We start from the raw sequence: 17,584 nt of genomic DNA, 5'->3' as shown, positions 1-17,584 counted from the left end.
TCTCCCTTTTCGAACGGCATCAGAGTCCAGTATAAGAAACGCATCCATTGCAAAAAAGAAAAAATTTTGCACATACTAGATGCAATTAATGCAATCATATGGGGTGGCGAATATGTGGGCTTTTTCTCGTTTTGTCCGCTATTTCGACGCAGCAGCCAGGCACGGCTCCATGCGCAAGGCGGGGGAGGTACTGCATATCTCTTCCTCCTCGGTGGATCGGCAGATCCTGCATATCGAGGAAGAAATTGGGGTTCCCCTCTTTGAGCGCCAATCGCAGGGGCTACGCTTGACCGCAGCCGGGGAACAAGTGCTCCATGCTCTGCGCAAATGGCAGAACGAAATGCAATCCTTACAGTCGCGTATCGAGGATTTGAAGGGCATCCGTCGCGGTACAGTGGCGCTCGCTACCATTGAGGGAGCCGCATCGGAGTTTGTTGCCAGTGCGATTCTGGAATTTCATCAGCGCTACCCCGGCGTAACTTTTGAGGTGCAGGTCTATGGTGCACAACAGGTTACCGAAACTGTTCTTCGCGGCGACGTGGATTTTGGCCTGACGATCAACCCGCGTCTCAGCCCTGGCCTACGTATCTTGGAACGAAGGGATTTTCGGATTGGCGCGGTGCTGGCGCCGGATCATCCCCTGGTGGCGCAGAGTTCGATACGCCTTTCTGATTGCATGCCCTATAAGCTCGTGATTGCCGATACCTCTCTCGACTTGCGGGTGATCGTCAACCAGATCCTGGCACGGGCGTCGGCTCAGCCGGAGGTGATCGCCAGCTCCAACAGTATCTTGCTGATGAAGGAGCTGGTAAGGCGTGGCTTGGGTGTGGGCCTGCTGACCAAAATGGATGCCGGTAAAGAGATTTCTGCGGGGGAATTGGTCTACGTACCCCTCGCAGACCGGCATATCCCTTCCTCGGTGCTCAGTCTGTGCATGAGTGCTGAGCGACAACTTTCTCTGCCAGCGGCAGCGCTATTGGAGATTCTGCAGGATCGTTTACCATCCTGGTAGCGCTCAGTAGACATCCTGGCAGAAACGTCCCGCTAGCTGAAGCTCAGCCCAGTAGGCGCGGGCATCCTCCGCGCTGAGACCGCCATATTCCTCGGTGATGTGTTGCAAGGTTTCGCTCACCCCTTTAGCCAGCCGTTGCCGGCTGCCGCACAGATAGACAACGGCGCCCTGCTGGAGCCAGTCCCAGAACAGGGCGGCATTCTCCTGAATACGGTGCTGAACGTAAATTGCCTCCACCTGATCCCTCGAAAACGCGGTATCCAAACGGTGCAGGTGCCCACTGTGTTGCCAGCGCTGGATTTTGTCAGCAAAGTGGAAATCGGAGGCAGCATGCCTTTCGCCGAAGAACAGCCAATTCTTGCCGTGGTCACCACGTGCCTCTCGTTCCTGCAAAAATCCAAGGAAAGGTGCGAGCCCGCTGCCGGCGCCGATCATGATGATGGGCACATCCTCTGCGGGCAGGCGGAACTTGGGATTGGCGTGGACGTTCACGCGCAACTCGACACCATGATCGAGACGGGCTAGATAGTCAGTGCACAGGCCCCCATCAGAGCGTTGCGCGGTGACGAGCAAGTGCACTTGCTCAGGATTGACGCTAGCACTGGAAGCGATGGAATAGCGCCGCGGCTGCAGAGGGCGCAGGCGCTCTACAAATGTCTGTGCAGACTCGTTGGGGAGTTTTTCCCGTAGCGCCTTGGCGCTCCAGCGGCGAATATCCAGATGCTTGGTAAAGGCTTCGTGGAGAGACATGGAGCAATTGCCGATGCGAACCTCCTCCGTGCCGCCAAAGCCAGATACCGCCAAAAAGGCATCTACCTCCTGCGACAGATTCTCCGGCAGTATCAACAGTAGGTCTCCAGTTTGATAGTGGAGTCCAGTTTCAGCTATATCCACGATGCAATGAAGCAGAAAACGCTCATGCTGCATGTGTCCAAGTTGTGTACTAGTGAGTAGACGAGCGTGCGCGAAGGAAGACGCCTTACTGGATCCCTCGGGCAAAACACGCAAAGAAGGCGCAGGTGGCGGAGTGGGTGTTGCCGGGGAACAGAGGCCAAGGAGTTTTGACTGCCAGGAGACGATGCTGTCGCTGTCTATTGCCTCTGACTCCAGACACGGAAGCAGGGTGTTAGCGCCCAGATCTCGTAAGCGTTGGTCCAAACGACGCCCGTGGGCGCAGAAAGTATCGAAAGAGCGATCGCCAATACCCAACACTGCATACCGCAGAGCCTCCAGTCGGGGCATGTCTGCCTGACTGAGTGCCAGCCAGAATTCGCGGCCATTGTCCGGGGCTTCCCCATCACCAAAGGTACTGCTGACAAAAATGACGGTTCCCCAGCGATGTAACGCCTGCGGAGACAACCCGTCCATGGCTGTGCAGTCTGCGGTGATGCCGCTGTCTCGCAAGCGCTGCGTCAGGGCAATCGCCAGCGCTTCTGCAGAGCCCGTCTGCGAGGCGTAGAGCACCAATACTGTCGCAGGAATCGCGCCCACAGCAGTAATGCGTGTCGATCTCTGCTCTGCCGCAACCCTCTGCGGCGCGTCCGCCACGGACCAGTCTTCGGGCTCTTTTCGAAAGGCCTGGCGAATGGCTTGTCGCCAGGCTAGGCCAATTTCGTCGCCGCGTGCGTGGGCTTGCGCGGTGTTGGCCAAGGGTACGTCGTGACTGGGCAGTCGCTCGGTCATGGCTACGTCTTCTTCGATGACGCGGGTTTCGAACGCGAGCATCTCCTCCAGTAGCGTGGCTTCGCCCCAGTTGTAGGCCAATAGCTTATAGATGCGGGTGCTTTGGCCATCTTCTGGTTGCGCAATAAGGGCGATCATGTCCTGCCGATCGCTACCCGGAAACTCCGCCAATAACCGGCATTGGTAGGGCAAGGTGCAATGATAGTGACCGAGGCGGGTCAGGAGTGGCCCCGAACCGTTCGAAAAAAAGGTCTGATGGTGCAGTACGACCTCGTTGGCGTTACGTTCGACATGGTACGACCGGATCGGGTCGGGAGACGTCAAGCCAAAGCTCTTTCCATGCAGATAGTAAAAATGGGTGACGTCGAGAAAATTATCGACGATTTGGGCGGCAGAGGCGCGGGTACGCAGGGGCGGCATGATCTCCGTGCGAAACTTGGAGTCACTCCATTCGGGGATCTCGATCAACGGCACCTTTGGTGGCCTTGGCGCGAGCCAGACCAGGCCGTAGCGTACCTCTAGGCCGGCGGGAGCTTGAGCGGCGGTACTTTTCGGTGGTACTTGCGTACCCATGGCCGGAATGTGCACGCAATGACCATCGTCGGCAAAACGCCAACCGTGGTAAGGACACTCCAGGGCGCCATCGATCACGCAACCCGCGGAAAGGGGAGCATTGCGATGTGGACATTGGTCGCGAAGAGCCATCAGCTTGCCAGCGACCCGCACGAGAACCCAGGATTCGCCGAGTAGTCGCACCTGCAGGGGCTGCTCACCGACTTCCTCGACAAGCGCGACAGGATGCCACGCATGTGCAAGCTCGGGTGTCAAATTGTTGAGGACCTCTGGGAAGCTGGACATGGTGCGTCTCTTGGGAAAATGACCAGATAGCCAAACTATAGAGACGCTTTTCGTTGCATAAAAGAAGAGTTTATGCAGCAATCCATTGCAATTACTGCATCCCTCCCCGGTCCTTGTTGGGCGGCCCAAAGAATCGTGCCAGAGGGTCGAGTATCCCAACTACGTGGCGATTCGCGGGGTTTCTCCATGATGTTCCGGACCAAAGAGCGATATTGGGAGCCCAGGTGACGCTAGTCCGAGTCTGCAAACTACCAACCCTGGAAGTGGCGTTTCCTGAAGTGTTGCGTTTTATGAACCGCTTCTAGGAAAAAATAGCGCTTTATAGGGGGCAACATTTCTTGTTGACTGTCTGCAACAACCGGGGCTGACCTTGTTCATGCGGCGTTTTGTGCGATTCATGACGGTTTAAGGGTCGCTTGCGGTTGTTTCATTGTGAGCTTGCAGCAGATAAAGAGGGAGAAGCTATGAAACACCAATCAGGTCAGACAGCGCCTTCAGTGCGCGGAAAAGTGGTATGGATGGCTGTGTTATCTGCGGTGTCTGCCTTATATATGGTTCAGGCCAGAGCGGGCGGCGAAGCGCCCGTGGGCACCGTCACGGCAGATGCGCAAAGCGCAGCTACAGTCACGAACATTGCGGGTGTGAAGAGAATCGCTCCACCGGAGAAGGCAGTGACCTCTGTCAGCAAGAAAACGGTAGACCATGCCTCTCCAGCGCAAAATTTCCAATCAGTGCTGAAACATGTGCCAGGGATGAATGTCATTTCCCAAGGTCCCGGTAACCTGTCGGCAACGGACAATGAATTTACCTATCAGGGTTTTACCAGTAGCCAAATGGCGTCTAACTTTGATGGAGTTCCAATTATTAACGTGTTTCGCGGAGGTGTCGGTGGGACTGGTGACGATCATGCCTTCACCCCTTTGACAATGGGGCAGATATCGACTGTAAAAGTATTTAGTGGTGCCAATCAGCCATCCCAAAACGGAATCAATTCGTTAGGTGGAACGATTTCCTATGAGCCGGCTCTGCCAGAGCCGAAGTTCTACATTGACCTGGATTCCTCCGGTGGAAAGTATGGCTATCGAGGTGGCAACTATACCTCCGGTTTTGCAGTGAATTCCGGCACTCTTCCTGGAACCGGCACGGAAATGTTGTTCAAATATGCTTACACTCATGCGCCCAGCTTCCTGAATAATGTCTATGCGAATATTAATTCCTACTATGCGGCAATCGTTCAGCCTTATAACAATGGGCTGTCCCAAATCAAGTTGGTCGCTGTCTACAACAACGAGCAGGCGCGACAACCAACGTTGGTGCCCCTGGCGTTGATTGACAAATACGGTCGTTCCTATCAGCCGCCACTGGGCGTCGCATATAGCGCGACCCACACGCATGCGTTGAATGTGATCCTTTCCTGGAAGAGCCTTCTCAATGAGTACATGATGGCAAAGACCAAGGTCTTTATCCAACAGCAGTCTGCCAATCGCACCTCCTTTACCAGCGCTGCATATTACGATCCAACGCACTATGGCTATGCCATCTATGACGGGTATCCCGTGGGTACCAACCTCGAACCCTGGGCCTCGCCGCCTTCCACCAACAACAGCTATGATCCTACGGCTCTGTTCGGATCGGGCGTCAACGGTACGCAATATCATAATTATATCGATGATATTCAGAGCGTTGGATTTTTACCTTCCGTATCCTTCTTTGCCCCTCACAACACGGTGGAGCTCGGTGCTTTAGTAGATTACAGCCAGGACCATAGCGCTGAGTATTGGTATGGTAGTTCGCCCGTGCCCAACATCGATGGTTACAACAATGCCTGGAATGAACATGATACCAGGAATTTTAATTATGTTTATCTCCAGGACAACATTGACCTTCTGGATGGTAAGCTACACGTGTATCCTGGGCTGAAATACAATATCGTCAATACTGGCTGCGATGATATTGCCGGATACTATTATACCTACGGTGGGCATGTGGGAAATTCCTATTTCTTCTGGGAGCCGTCTCTCGGGTTTTCTTACACCCCGATACACGATGTCAACCTGTTCTTCTCTGTCGGTAAAACCAATAAGGTTCCCAATATCAGCGCGTATTATTCCGCCATTGGCGCAACCCCCACTCCGGCTGCTATCAGTGTCAAGCCTGAAGGGGATATCAGCTACGATTTCGGTGTGCGCTACAGCGGCTCGGCAATTTCTGGAAGCTTGTCGTTTTTCCGTAGAAACTTCACCAATATCTTTAGCGAATATTATGATTCTGCTACGGGTCAGACGTTCGAGTATAATAATGGCGCTGCTTTGTATCAGGGGGCAACGTTGGGGCTTGAGGTGCCGGTTGCTGACCATGTTGGCTTGTTTGGTACCTACAATTACACCAGTGCGAAATATGCCACCTTATCGGTTGGGACCAATGGCACCTCGTACCCTGGCGAATATCGGCCTTACGTTCCCACCTACACGGCAACGGCTGGCGTGCGCTATCAAAATGGCGGACTCTATGCGGCATTGACGGGGCACTTCGTCGGTCGGCAATATATGGCGACGAACAAAGGTCAGACGATCGGTCTGACGCTTCCAGCATACGATACCTTGGATTTCTCTGCCTCGTATGAGATGCCGTTGCACTGGGATATGATCAAATCCGTCAAATTTGGTCTATACGCCGACAATATTCTCAACAATAACTACTTGGTGTATGCCGAGCAAATGCTGAAACCCTATTCTTATCTTCAGGGGCAAGCAGGCGCGCCAGTGTTTGTTGGTGGAAATGTTCGGGTGCGCTTCGACTGACATTTGAGCAGCTGTCTTACTGTGGTCCTGGGGTGCGCTAAGCTCCTGCGCATCCCTCTATGGAGTAGCTTGCATGGTTAAAAGGTACCTATCCGTCAGAGTCGCTCCAGCATTGGTTGGAATCTTGCTTGTTCTTTTAAGTACCTCATCTTTCGCCGGGCGAGTTTCAGATCTTTGAAGTGGCCCCCGAAAGTTGGACAAGGGGTTAAGCTCTGGGCTTCAGGAAAGGAGTCGAGGGATGAAGGGAAAACGCAAGCAGTACAAGCCGGAATTCAAGGCGCAGGTAGCCCTGGCGGCCTTGCAGGGCGATAAGACGATGGCCGAGCTGGCGCAAGAATTTGGGGTACATCCCACCATGATCAATGCCTGGCGCCGGCAGCTGGTGGAGCATGCGGCCACGGCCTTTGAACGGGGAAAGTCCCGGACCGAGGAGCCCGTGGACGTGCAGGCTTTGTATCGGAAGATCGGACAGCTGGAGATGGAACGCGATTTTTTAGCCTCCAGGCCCGGTCTCATGTCCCGGATCGGGAAAGGCGCCAAATGATCGACCGGGCCCAAACCCCAGTTTCTGTGCAACGGCAATGCGCTCTTTTGGGCGTGCCCCGCAGTACGGTCTATTACCGCGCGCATCCTCGGCCGATGGGCGACGGGCTGTTGCGGGCGATCGATCGCCTCTACACCGCCTTTCCATTCATGGGTAGGCGGCAGATCCATCGGATGCTGAAAGCGGAGAATGTCGTGGTCAACCGCAAAACGGTACACCGGGCCATGCGTATCCTCGACATTGCCGCGGTGGCGCCCGGACCACACACCAGCAAGCCCCACCCCCAGCACCCAAAATATCCTTATCTGTTGCGTGGCGTGACGGTGGACCGTCCCCACCAGGTCTGGTCCGCGGATGTGACCTATCTGCCCATGGCACGAGGATTTCAATACCTCGTAGCCGTAGTGGACTGGTTCAGTCGTAAGGTGTTGTCCTGGCGGGTTTCCAACAGTCTTGATGCGGGTTTCTGCGTAGAGGCCCTGAAAGAGGCCATACGCCGCTATGGCACCCCCGAGATCTTCAACACGGATCAGGGCGCTCAGTTCACCGCGGAGTCCTTCCTCTCTGTACTCCGCCAGCACGGCATTCGAATCAGTATGGACGGCAAAGGCCGGGCCCTGGATAACGTCTTTGTCGAACGGCTTTGGCGCACCGTCAAATACGAGCACGTCTACCTGCGGCCAGCAGAAACTGGAACCGAGCTGAAAGCTGGCCTCAGGACCTACTTCGACTGGTATAATGCCGAAAGACCGCACTCTTCTCTGGGAGACAGAACACCCGATGTGGTCTATGCAGAAGGTTTACAAAGGCTGGTGGCCTGACCCGCCATGGAAACAGGTTCAGAGCTTAATCACTCCAGCAGGCTGTCCAATCCAGGGGGACCACCTCACTTTCCTTGGGGGCCGGTGGGAGGGGTGGGACCTGTGACGATGATTGGTATTATCTTGCCCAGCAGTCCGGATACTTACTCTCAGCCGGTATCTTTGAGAAGGCCATGCTAGCTCCTGACTACGTGCGTTCTTGGACCCGGGAGAATGGCGTACAACGTTGATCGTCAGGGGAATGGGACATCATATATGTCGCCCGCAAATGGCTTTCATGCCGCATTGCGCTACCTCCAAGGTGCACGTGCTATCGGTACGCCGCCGAAAGTCCTCTTCGGCTCTTGATTTCCCGGACAATAACAGGAACTTTGCTTTGCAATCACTCATGAAACATCTGCTTTCCTCTTCGTTTGTGAAAATACTTTTCTTGGGTGGACTCTGTCCTCTGGCTGTTGCCTCGCCGGTGGTGGCGACCTATGACAACGCTGGCGGGATCTCCGCATCCTCGATGATTTCCAAACGCGACACCCGAGATCTATTGGCTCCGTTCTCCGTGGACGCTGCCAATCAAGACTGGGTGATGCACGTTCTGCCCACTGGCAGAATCGTCTCTCCCGTGGCCACGGTAAACGGTACGCCCAATTTTGCGACCAATGTCATACCCTTGCAGAACGGGCCCATCGCCGTGCTCGCGAACGGAGCAACGCGCGCGCAGACGGTGACTCTCTATGATCCCCACAGTCTGAAGTCAGTAGCACAGCTAGCCGCGTATAAGAAGCTCTGGCACGCTGACCAGAAAGTTAGCAATCCGAAGATCCATTCCACTGGTCATCAGAGTTTTTTTCAGGGTATCACTGCCGGCCCTGATGGTCGCTTTTTTGTTGCGGGTGGTGACAGCAACGACGTAGCGGAGTTTCGGTGCGACAACGGTCATGTCCAGATCGTGCGGCGATTCCCCCTGGCTTGGCAGGCTTTCCCGAAGGATCAATATCCGTACGACTATCAGGGAGAGTATCGCTCTGGCAAAGCCCGGGTCTTTTATCCAGATGCCGTGCTGTTGGGGCCGCAGCACAAGCATCTCTTTGTTGCCGGCATGCTGAGCAACAGTCTGGCGCGGATCGATCTGGCAACCGGACAGACGCAGTATCTCAATGTTGGCTCTTATCCCTTTGCCTTGGCGCTGGCCGACCACGGAAAGCGGGTCGTTGTGAGCCTCTGGGGTGCGGATGCCGTGGCGGTAGTCGATCCCAAAAGCTTCCATCTGTTGGGGACCGTGGGCGTTGGACCGCAAACTGGACCCGATAACCGGGCTGCCGGAGTGCATCCCACCGCATTGGTTGTTGATCCTGACAACGCAGATGTTTATGTGGCGTTGGCAAACGTGGATCAGGTAGCCAAAGTCGACACGCAAACCCTGCAGCTTGCGGGCATTCTGCAAGATAGTCCGTATCCCGATGCTCCACCCGGATCGTATCCTGACGCGTTGACCATTGCCCAGGGGAAGCTGTTCGCGGGAAATGCGGGTAACAACGATGTCGCGGTCTACGATCTCCGCAGCGGAAAATCCCTGGGGCTGATTCCCACCGGCTGGTATCCGACCGGAATGACGGTATCGGGCGATGATCTCTATGTGGTCGCTGCCAAGGGATTGGGAACTGGTCCGAACGTCCAGCATCAATGGGTCGGTGACATGATGGATGGCCTGATCCAGAAGATTCCGCTGAGCGAGCTGCCAACAAAACTTCCCCAGTGGACTGAGGCGGCGCTCAAAAACGATGGCTTTACCGTCAAGCAGCGCACGGAGCGCCATGTGGCAGACCAGCGCGAGGACGCCTTTTTGCGCAAGCACATCCATTATGTTGTGTTCATCCTGCGCGAAAACAAAACCTTTGACGAGGACCTCGGCGACTACAAACCGGCGGGTGCCTGGGCGGATCCAGAGTTGGATCTGTATGGCCCGAAGGAGCTACCGAACCTCTACAATCTGGCACGGCACTACACCCTATTCGTCAATTTCATGGCCGACGGCGAGGTAACGGCCCAGGGGCATCAGTGGACTACCGCTGCCTCCGATTCGGATTTTGTGCAGCGTACCTGGCCCGAGTATTACTCCGGTCGTGGCCTGGTAGCTAATCCCGGATGGACTCAGTCGTTAATCCCCGGCGGTTCTGACGGGTGGGGTGGAGTTCCGGGGGGAACGGATAATCCCTTTGCCATTTACGAGAATCTGTCGGTGCTCGGGAAATGGTCCAATCCCTGGATCAGTTATCCGGAGCGCCTCTTCCTCTTCAATGATCTACTGAATCATCACGTTTCCTTTGAAGACTTCGGGGAATTTGTCTCTCGTTCCGAGGCCGGTAACATCTCACCCGCCATGAAGAAGCATCTGGCCACCGGGTTTCCCGGATGGGACCGGATGATTCTGGACACCTATCGGGAGAAGATGGCACAACACTGGCTGGAGGCACATCCGGGCAAGAAATTCCCGCATTTCATCTACATCTGGCTGCCCGATGATCATACGGCTGGGCGGGAACCTTGCTATTACACCCCGGACTATTATGTCGCCAACAACGACTATGCGACGGCGAAATTCATCCATTACCTGTCTACCACCCCGGAATGGAAACACATGGTGGTCTTTTTGACCGAGGATGACGCTCAATCCGGGGCCGATCATATCAATGCCCACCGAACCTTTGCGCTGGCCATGGGGCCGTGGGTGAAAAAGGGGTATCTGGAAGCCCATTTGTATTCCCAGGTCAATATCCTCAAGACCACGGAAGCCATCTTTGACCTCCCGCCGATGTCGCAGTGGGATCAGAACGCGAGCGTGTTTGCTGGCATCTGGACCCGTCATCCCGACGATACCCCAACACCGACCCCGATCCCCATCCAGATTCCGGTCGCCTTCAATGCCGGGAAATGCTCAGACTACACCTTGCTTCGACGCGAGGTGGGTTTGAGTGGAGGCTATCTCAAAGCGGACTGGAAGGATTGGTACTACCGGCATCAGAACAAATTCGGGAAGCATCTGCCGCCACCTAAGGCGGGAAGCGAGTACACGCCAACCACCCTGCTCAAGGTGCCCGGACCCGAGCAGATGAAGCAGGAATGGATTGCCAGTAAAGGGATCGCTTCCTATGAGCAGGTAATGGCTTACCTGGGACAGATGGCTAAGGCGCATCACGCCCCAATAGCCGCCTATCAGGCCGGAGAGAAAGAGTAGTGAACCGCCCCGGCATTGGCGGAGGCTGTTGTGTTGAAGTGAAGTTAAGCGGCAACGGAGGTTGATTGCCCAAGTTGCCGGTAGTAGTTTGCCTCAGCTTCTGCTGGGGGTACATAACCCAAGGGTGCCATCAGCCGTTGCTGGTTGAACCAGGACACCCATTCCAGAGTGGCCCACTCCACAGCATCGGCGGATTTCCAGGGACCGCGCCGGTGGATGAGTTCGGCCTTGTACAACCCGTTGATGGTCTCGGCCAAGGCGTTGTCGTAGCTGTCGCCAGTACTGCCGACCGAAGGGTCGATGCCTGCCTCCTGAAGCCTTTCCGTATACCGGATGCTGACATACTGAGATCCTTTATCTAAGTGGTGAATCAGGGTCTGATCGCGCTCGGGCTGACGCGCGTACAAAGCCTGCTCCAGAGCATCAAGGACGAAGTCGGTAGTCATGCTGCGACTGACCCGCCAGCCGACGATGGAGCGGGCGAACACGTCGATGATAAAGGCGACATAGACCCATCCCTGCCAGGTGGAGACGTAGGTGAAATCAGACACCCAGAGCTGGTTGGCCCTCTCGGCAGTGAACTGACGCTTGACCCGATCCAATGGATACGGGGTCAGCGGATTGCTCACGGTGGTCCGCACGGCTTTCCCGCGGACCACGTTCTGCAGGCCCAGACGGCGCATCAGCCGCTCGACCGTGCAGCGAGCCACCTGAATACCTTCGCGCTGGAGTTGCTTCCAGACCTTGACGACACCATAGACCTGCTGGTTGGCATTCCAGACGCGCGTGATCTCTGGCAGTAGCAGCGTATCGCGCTGTTCCCGGCGACTGCGCAGCTCCGGGTTGCGACGTCGGGCTACGCGGCGTCGATAAGCCGACGGGGCGACCTGCAATACCTCGCAGATCGGCTCGACCCCGTAGGTTTCTCGGTGCTGGTCGATGTAAGCCGTTACGACTTGAGCTTGCGGTCGAGCTCCGCTTGCGCGAAAAAAGCGCTGGCGGTTCGCAGAATCTCATTGGCTCGCCGCAGCTCCTTGACCTCCCGCTCCAGTTCTTTGATGCGCTGGGCTTCGGCAGTGGTCACACCCGGCCGCCGACCTGTATCTATCTCTACACGCTTGACCCACTCGTGCAGGGTGGCGGCAGAACAGCCAATCTTGGGCGCAATCGACTCGACTGCCGCCCACAGGGACGGATATTCGCTACGATGCTCCTGCACCAGACGTACCGCACGTTCACGCACTTCGGGGGAATACCTCGGCTTGTTGCACCAATTTGGCCAGTTTGAAAGCCAAAATAGTGCAAAAAACTTTCATGATAACGGATTTCATGGCTCGCCTCTTCGTAGCTGATTTAGCGAGTCAGCTATTTTTTCAATTAAGAAAATAAAATCAGTCAGATAAAGTGTATTCTGCGGGCGGAGCAGAGCAGGAATCGGAGGGGAGGTAAGGAAATTTGTCTCTCTGGCGCAACAAATGCTAGCATGTAGTTTTCTGTAAGTGTTGATGTATGCGTAGATCCTGCGCCGTCCGGTTTGCGGGAGCTGGTGTGCGAGTCCTCTAAACCGTGAAGTTATTTTAATGAGTTAGGAGAAAATACTATCTACTCATACCGCAAAATCGGCATCGCTCTGATCAGTCTCTTCTCTGGTTCCGTCATGGCGGCTGTGCTGCCCGCCACTCCAGCCACCGTCAATGTCCATGCCGGCCCTCTCGGAGAGCTCAGTGTCGGCGGACTTCTGAGTGTCAACGGGCGGGCACAGAGCAATCGCTATGACGCATCCGGCCCTGCGGGTAAATATTTCAGTGCCGATGTGACTGATGGCTTGGTCTCCGTGGCGAAAACCAAAGGGTTGTTGCAATTTTATCTCGAGGCCGGAGCCTATAACCTCTACGGTATCGGCCAGCCAGCCATTTCTACCGGAAATTTCACCAGCATCTTCGGGGCTCTTCCGCTGGCCTATCTGCAAATCACGCCCAGCAAAAACTTCAATGTGCAGATTGGCAAGTTGCCGGCAATCACGGGCATCACCCCCCTCACGGATCTGATTTCCAGCTCCTACAATATCCAGTTCGGCCTGGATAGCTGGCAACAACAGACCATCAGCCGGGGTATCCAGGCCAACTACAGTGCCGGCCCATTCTCTGCATCCGTCGCCTGGACCGACGGCTACTATTCCAAGCGGTTCAACTGGGTGGTTGGACAGCTCACCTACTCGCCAAGCAGCAGCAGCACGATCATCGTGCAGGGCGGTGGCAACGCCGGACAGACCGATTATGCCGGCCCCCTCGATAACTCTGATTTCTATCTTCTGGGTTACAATTACAGCGGCAGCAAACTCAATATGTTTGCCTATCTGCAATACCAGAAGCTGCTCAACGGCCCGCAATTTGGTAATTTGGGCGGAGATGGTGATCAGTTTGGTGCCAGTGTGGATGCCAACTATGCCTTCACTTCCAACTACTCTTTGAGCGCACGGCTGGATTACATGGCCTACAGCGATACGCCAAAGATTTATCACGGCACCACAACTCTGGCCGGACTCGGGATGGGATATGGTCCTGGCAGTCGTGCGGTAGGGTTGACCCTCACGCCGATTTATCAGGAAAAGCACTGGTTCCTAGAGGGAGAACTGAGTTATGTTCATGCGTACCACATTACTCCGGGATCGGCTTTCGGGCAGAATGGAAACCAGCCCAATCAGTTTGTGGCAATGATCAATACAGGTTTCTTTCTGTGACGATATGTCCCGCGCCCAAAGAGGATTAACATCATGACCGGTAAATTAAAACGAGAAGTCGGTTTTTCTGGGCTCATTTTTGCCAGCTTGGGAGGCATCATCGGGTCTGGCTGGCTCTTCGGGCCCCTCAACGCGGCGCAGATCGCCGGCCCCCTCAGCATCGGCTCCTGGATTATCGGTGCTGTCACCATACTACTTCTGGGGCTCACCTACGCGGAAGTGGGACCCCTCTTCCCGCGTGCGGGTGCAGCGGCCCACATTGCCAATGTCGTGCATGGCAGCCTCCTGGGGAAGATCTGGGCCTGGTTGCTGTTCATGTTCTACATTGCCATTGCGCCCGTGGAAGTGGTGGCGGTGCTGACCTATGCAAACAACTATATACCTGGTCTGTTGCAGGGTAATACTGGGTTATTGAGTAGTTGGGGATTGATCGCTGCGGTGCTGCTGCTGGGCGTGATGTTTCTGCTCAATTTTTTGGGGATTCGGCGAGTGGCGATGGTCTTTTCTGGCCTCGGTTGGTGGAAACTGGCGATTCCGGTTCTGACCATCATCGTCCTTGTGAGCCAGAGTTATCACCCGGAAAATCTGCATATCCTGCACTGGACCAGCAGTTTCCACGGGATGTTTGTGGCGGTCGCATCTTCCGGCATTGTGTTCAGTTATCTCGGGTTTCGCCAGGCGATCGAGCTGGGCGGCGAAGCCAAAAATCCCGGGCGCCATATCCCCGCCGCAGTCATTGGCGCCATTGTTGTCGGCGCCATCATCTATGTGGGGCTGCAGTGGGCCTTCCTGGTGGCGATGCCGCCGGATCAGGTGACCCAGGGCTGGCAAAAGCTGAATTTCCCCGGACTCTTTGGTCCTTTTGCGGCTATTGCCACGCTATTGGGCATCGGCTGGCTGGCGGTACTGATCTATGCTGATGCCTTGATTTCGCCCGGTGGAACCGCACTCGTGTATGCCACATCGGCGGCGCGGGCGGTGGTTGCGAATGGCGAGGTCAAGGCGGGTCCCAGTTTCTTCACGAAAATCAGTCCTACCGGCGTGCCTTGGGTGGGCGTCATCGTCGCCTATGTTATTGGCTGCGTGTATTTTCTGCCCTTTCCATCCTGGCAGAAACTGGTGGGATTCATCACCACCATTTCCGTCATTACCTATGGCATCGGTCCGATTGTGCTGTTGCAGTTACGGCGCGCAGTGCCGGATCTGAAGCGACCCTTCCGTTTGTGGGGAGCGCAAGTTATTGCGCCCCTGGCGTTCATCCTTTCTTCCTTGGTGGCGTATTGGGGCGGCTTTCAGGCTCTCACCTACATCTTTGCCGTGTTGTTTGGGGTGCTGATCATTTACGGCATTGTCGCTCTGATCCGCGGAAAATCATCCGATATGTCTGGTTTTTATCATATCTCCTGGATCTTTCCCTATTTCATCGGCCTCTGGCTCCTGTCGTATTTTGGTCCAAAGGTTCTGGGCGGGACGGGTGACATCCCGTTTTTCTGGTCGATGCTGTTGGTCGCTGTCCTTGCCTTGATTTCCATGGTCTGGGCCCTGAAGGTAACCGTGCCCGACGGTCAGGTGACCGATTATTTTGCGGCGATGAAAGAGGAGGGGATCGGTCTCTGATTGGCGGAGCATGGGCGGGTCTCTGCGGTGCGGGGATGTTCTCTGCCGAGGCGGCCCACGCGCCACGCTGGTCGCCGCCCCGGTATTCACCGGCGCTGTTCGTGCTGGCATTCCCCCGTGGAATTATGGTATAAAGCGCCTCTTTTCTGTGGGGGATGGTAGTCATGTCCAGAGTTTGCAAGGTTACGGGCAAGAAGCCCATGGCGGGGAACAATGTTTCCCATGCCAACAACAAAACGCGTCGGCGCTTTTTGCCGAATCTGCAGTACAAGCGCTTTTGGGTCGAGAGCGAGAATCGCTGGGTTCGTCTGCGGGTCAGTACGCAGGGCATCCGCACCATCGACAAGAAGGGCATTGATGTCGTTCTGGCGGACCTGCGTGCCGCTGGCGAGAAAATCTGAGGGCTGAGCGATGCGTGATAAAATCAAACTGGTTTCCACCGCGGGTACCGGGCACTTCTATACCACCACCAAGAACAAGAAGAACACCCCGGACAAGCTTCAGTTCGTAAAATATGATCCTAAGGCGCGCAAGCACGTTGCCTATCGGGAAGACAAAATCAAGTAATTCTCTGGTCTCTTGGCACTCTCTGCGGTAGAGTGCTAATAAGACGCCCGGAGTGGGCGTGTCCAGGAGAGCTTACAAGATGGATGCGCGTGCCCGTCACCTATTGAAGTCGCTCATCGAGCAGCATATCAGCAGTGGCCAGCCAGTCGGCAGCCGCCAGCTGGCTCGTGATGCGGGTCTGGCGATCAGCCCAGCGACCGTGCGCAATGTCATCGCCGATCTCGAAGAGGAAGGGTATGTCATTTCACCGCATACTTCGGCGGGCCGCGTCCCTACTTCCAGTGGTTACCGCTTCTTTGTCGATTCCCTTATCCATGTGAGCCCGTTTTCTGGCGCAGCGAAGCGAGTGCTTCTGCAGCGCATCGGCGCGCGCGTGCCGGATGCAGAAGAGGTCTTGCACGCCGCCACCGAGGCCCTGTCGGAAATGACGCGTATGGTGGGCTTCATCCGCGTACCGCGGCGCGCAACGCAGACCCTGCGTCACGTCGATTTCATCAGCCTGCGTGAGCGCGAGGTATTGGCTATCTTTGTTACCGACAAGGGCGAAGTCGAGAATCGTCTTGTTCGCTTGAATGAATCCTTGAGTGCTGCAGCCCTGACACAGGCTGCCAATCGTTTCAACGCCAGTTATGGTGGTCGTCCGCTGCAGGAGGTGATCTCCTTGCTTGACGACGATCTGCGCCAGTCGCGTGCCGAAATGGACCAGATTCTGCGCAATGCCATGGAGCTGGGGAAGGAGATGTTGGCCGCCGATCAGGAGCGGATGCTCATCGAAGGGGAGCTTCAACTTCTCGATCTGCCTGATTTTGCTGGTAGTGAGCGCCTGCGCGAACTGCTATCCGTGGTACGGCAGAAGCGCGAGTTGGTCATGCTCCTCGACCGTAGCGTGCGCGGTAGCGATGTTCGCCTTTTTATCGGTGGTGAGTCGGGTCTGGCACCGCTGAGTGAATTTACCCTCATTTCTGCGCCATATCACATCGACGGAGATCCTGTCGGTGTGATTGGGGTATTGGGTCCCATGCGCATGCCCTATCAGGAGATCATCCCCTTGGTGGATGGTGCCGCGCGCCTTCTTGGACAGGCCCTGTCGCATAGTGAGCGATTTCCCTCTTGAAATGGGCTGGTACCCGCCCCATGTAGCGGGTGGACAACGCTGGAGGAAAGTACCCTATGAGTGAAACCGAACAGGATCCGCAGGCCACTGAAACAGCAACTACAGAGAGTGGAGCGGTACCAGAAACCGACTGGCAGGCAGAGGCGGATAAATTCCGTAATGAGTATCTTCGTTCCCTGGCGGACATGGAGAATCTGCGCAAGCGTACCGAAAAGCAGATGCAGGATGCGCGCAATTATGCCGTCGAGCGCTTTGCCAAGGAGCTCCTGCCCGTGGTCGACAGTCTGGAAATGGCCCTGACAGCGTCTACTGGCGAGGACGAGGCCATGCGACAGTTTCGTCAGGGTATCGAAAACACCCTGCAACTGCTGGTCGGCGCGCTGGGCAGTGCCGGCGTGCGACCGGTGGAGGTTGAAAACGGTCGCTTTGACCCCAACCTGCATCAGGCGATAGCGATGGTGGAGGATCCGGGCGAGCCCAACCGAATTTTGGCGACACACCAGAAAGGATATTTGATTCACGACCGTTTGCTGCGACCGAGCATGGTTTCGGTCTCCAAGGCGGCCACGGCGCAGTAAGGGTAGCGGGCAACGCA

General features: G+C 55.8%; 12 protein-coding genes and 1 other annotated feature. Of the genes, 10 read left to right on the top strand and 2 right to left on the bottom strand.

The window, feature by feature from the left end; genetic code table 11:
- Positions 1-112: 112 nt before the first annotated feature.
- Entirely contained in the window at positions 113-1,012 is a 900-nt protein-coding gene (locus tag MQE22_RS10460) for a LysR family transcriptional regulator (protein ID WP_215870760.1), read from the top strand.
- A gap of 3 nt (positions 1,013-1,015) precedes the next feature.
- Here MQE22_RS10460 and MQE22_RS10455 read toward each other — a convergent pair whose 3' ends face one another.
- Positions 1,016-3,553, bottom strand: a complete 2,538-nt coding sequence (locus tag MQE22_RS10455) for a flavodoxin domain-containing protein (protein WP_215870761.1) — start codon at positions 3,551-3,553, stop codon at positions 1,016-1,018.
- Between the two features lie 464 nt (positions 3,554-4,017).
- Between MQE22_RS10455 and MQE22_RS10450 the strand changes: the two genes are divergently transcribed.
- From MQE22_RS10450 to MQE22_RS10440, 3 genes are all read left to right on the top strand, one after another.
- Entirely contained in the window at positions 4,018-6,354 is a 2,337-nt protein-coding gene (locus MQE22_RS10450; protein WP_215870762.1) for a TonB-dependent receptor, read from the top strand.
- A 238-nt stretch (positions 6,355-6,592) separates the two neighbouring features.
- Positions 6,593-7,719 (top strand): IS3 family transposase gene (locus MQE22_RS10445; protein ID WP_480082164.1). Its coding sequence is split into 2 segments (ribosomal slippage): positions 6,593-6,859 and positions 6,862-7,719, totalling 1,125 coding nucleotides; the frame shifts between segments, so codons are not numbered across the junction.
- A 388-nt stretch (positions 7,720-8,107) separates the two neighbouring features.
- Complete coding sequence (locus MQE22_RS10440; RefSeq protein WP_215872557.1) at positions 8,108-10,951, top strand: bifunctional YncE family protein/alkaline phosphatase family protein; 2,844 nt, start codon at positions 8,108-8,110, stop codon at positions 10,949-10,951.
- 44 nt (positions 10,952-10,995) lie between these two features.
- Here the strand turns inward: MQE22_RS10440 and MQE22_RS10435 are convergent.
- Positions 10,996-12,194, bottom strand: a protein-coding gene (locus MQE22_RS10435; RefSeq protein WP_480082163.1) for an IS3 family transposase whose coding sequence is annotated in 2 segments (ribosomal slippage) — positions 10,996-11,945 and positions 11,945-12,194 — 1,200 coding nt in all. Because the reading frame shifts where the segments join, the coding sequence is not laid out codon by codon here.
- Positions 11,830-11,946 (bottom strand) — a sequence feature (AL1L pseudoknot). Its footprint overlaps the gene before it by 117 nt.
- 414 nt (positions 12,195-12,608) lie before the next feature.
- Here MQE22_RS10435 and MQE22_RS10430 point away from each other — a divergent pair.
- From MQE22_RS10430 to grpE, 6 genes are all read left to right on the top strand, one after another.
- Positions 12,609-13,691 (top strand): porin, encoded by a 1,083-nt coding sequence (locus MQE22_RS10430; RefSeq protein ID WP_255789726.1) that lies wholly within the window; start codon positions 12,609-12,611, stop codon positions 13,689-13,691.
- A 33-nt stretch (positions 13,692-13,724) separates the two neighbouring features.
- Positions 13,725-15,308: an APC family permease gene (locus MQE22_RS10425; RefSeq protein WP_215885401.1), complete on the top strand. Its 1,584-nt coding sequence runs from the start codon at positions 13,725-13,727 to the stop codon at positions 15,306-15,308.
- Positions 15,309-15,472: 164 nt separating this feature from the next.
- Positions 15,473-15,709: a 50S ribosomal protein L28 gene (gene rpmB, locus MQE22_RS10420; RefSeq protein ID WP_215873374.1), complete on the top strand. Its 237-nt coding sequence runs from the start codon at positions 15,473-15,475 to the stop codon at positions 15,707-15,709.
- 10 nt (positions 15,710-15,719) lie between these two features.
- Positions 15,720-15,875: a 50S ribosomal protein L33 gene (gene rpmG, locus MQE22_RS10415; protein ID WP_215873373.1), complete on the top strand. Its 156-nt coding sequence runs from the start codon at positions 15,720-15,722 to the stop codon at positions 15,873-15,875.
- 79 nt (positions 15,876-15,954) lie between these two features.
- Complete coding sequence (gene hrcA, locus MQE22_RS10410) at positions 15,955-16,989, top strand: heat-inducible transcriptional repressor HrcA (RefSeq protein WP_215873372.1); 1,035 nt, start codon at positions 15,955-15,957, stop codon at positions 16,987-16,989.
- A gap of 56 nt (positions 16,990-17,045) precedes the next feature.
- A complete protein-coding gene (gene grpE / locus MQE22_RS10405; protein WP_215873371.1) occupies positions 17,046-17,567 on the top strand; it encodes a nucleotide exchange factor GrpE in 522 nt (173 codons plus the stop codon).
- Positions 17,568-17,584: the final 17 nt, after the last annotated feature.

The sequence above is a fragment of the Acidithiobacillus sp. YTS05 genome (assembly GCF_024396695.1).
Taxonomy (GTDB): domain Bacteria; phylum Pseudomonadota; class Gammaproteobacteria; order Acidithiobacillales; family Acidithiobacillaceae; genus Igneacidithiobacillus; species Igneacidithiobacillus copahuensis.
Note: the sequence above shows the minus strand (reverse complement) of the source record. Positions and strands in the feature narration are given on the sequence as shown.

Bases quoted from the DNA above. Each gene is read 5' to 3' on its own strand.
- MQE22_RS10450 (WP_215870762.1), top strand. From the start codon at position 4,018: ATGAAACACCAATCAGGTCAGACAGCGCCTTCAGTGCGCGGAAAAGTG.
- MQE22_RS10440 (WP_215872557.1), top strand. From the start codon at position 8,108: ATGAAACATCTGCTTTCCTCTTCGTTTGTGAAAATACTTTTCTTGGGT.
- rpmB (WP_215873374.1), top strand. From the start codon at position 15,473: ATGTCCAGAGTTTGCAAGGTTACGGGCAAGAAGCCCATGGCGGGGAAC.
- grpE (WP_215873371.1), top strand. From the start codon at position 17,046: ATGAGTGAAACCGAACAGGATCCGCAGGCCACTGAAACAGCAACTACA.
- MQE22_RS10455 (WP_215870761.1), bottom strand. From the start codon at position 3,553: ATGTCCAGCTTCCCAGAGGTCCTCAACAATTTGACACCCGAGCTTGCA.
- MQE22_RS10430 (WP_255789726.1), top strand. From the start codon at position 12,609: ATGGCGGCTGTGCTGCCCGCCACTCCAGCCACCGTCAATGTCCATGCC.
- MQE22_RS10425 (WP_215885401.1), top strand. From the start codon at position 13,725: ATGACCGGTAAATTAAAACGAGAAGTCGGTTTTTCTGGGCTCATTTTT.
- rpmG (WP_215873373.1), top strand. From the start codon at position 15,720: ATGCGTGATAAAATCAAACTGGTTTCCACCGCGGGTACCGGGCACTTC.
- MQE22_RS10460 (WP_215870760.1), top strand. From the start codon at position 113: ATGTGGGCTTTTTCTCGTTTTGTCCGCTATTTCGACGCAGCAGCCAGG.
- hrcA (WP_215873372.1), top strand. From the start codon at position 15,955: ATGGATGCGCGTGCCCGTCACCTATTGAAGTCGCTCATCGAGCAGCAT.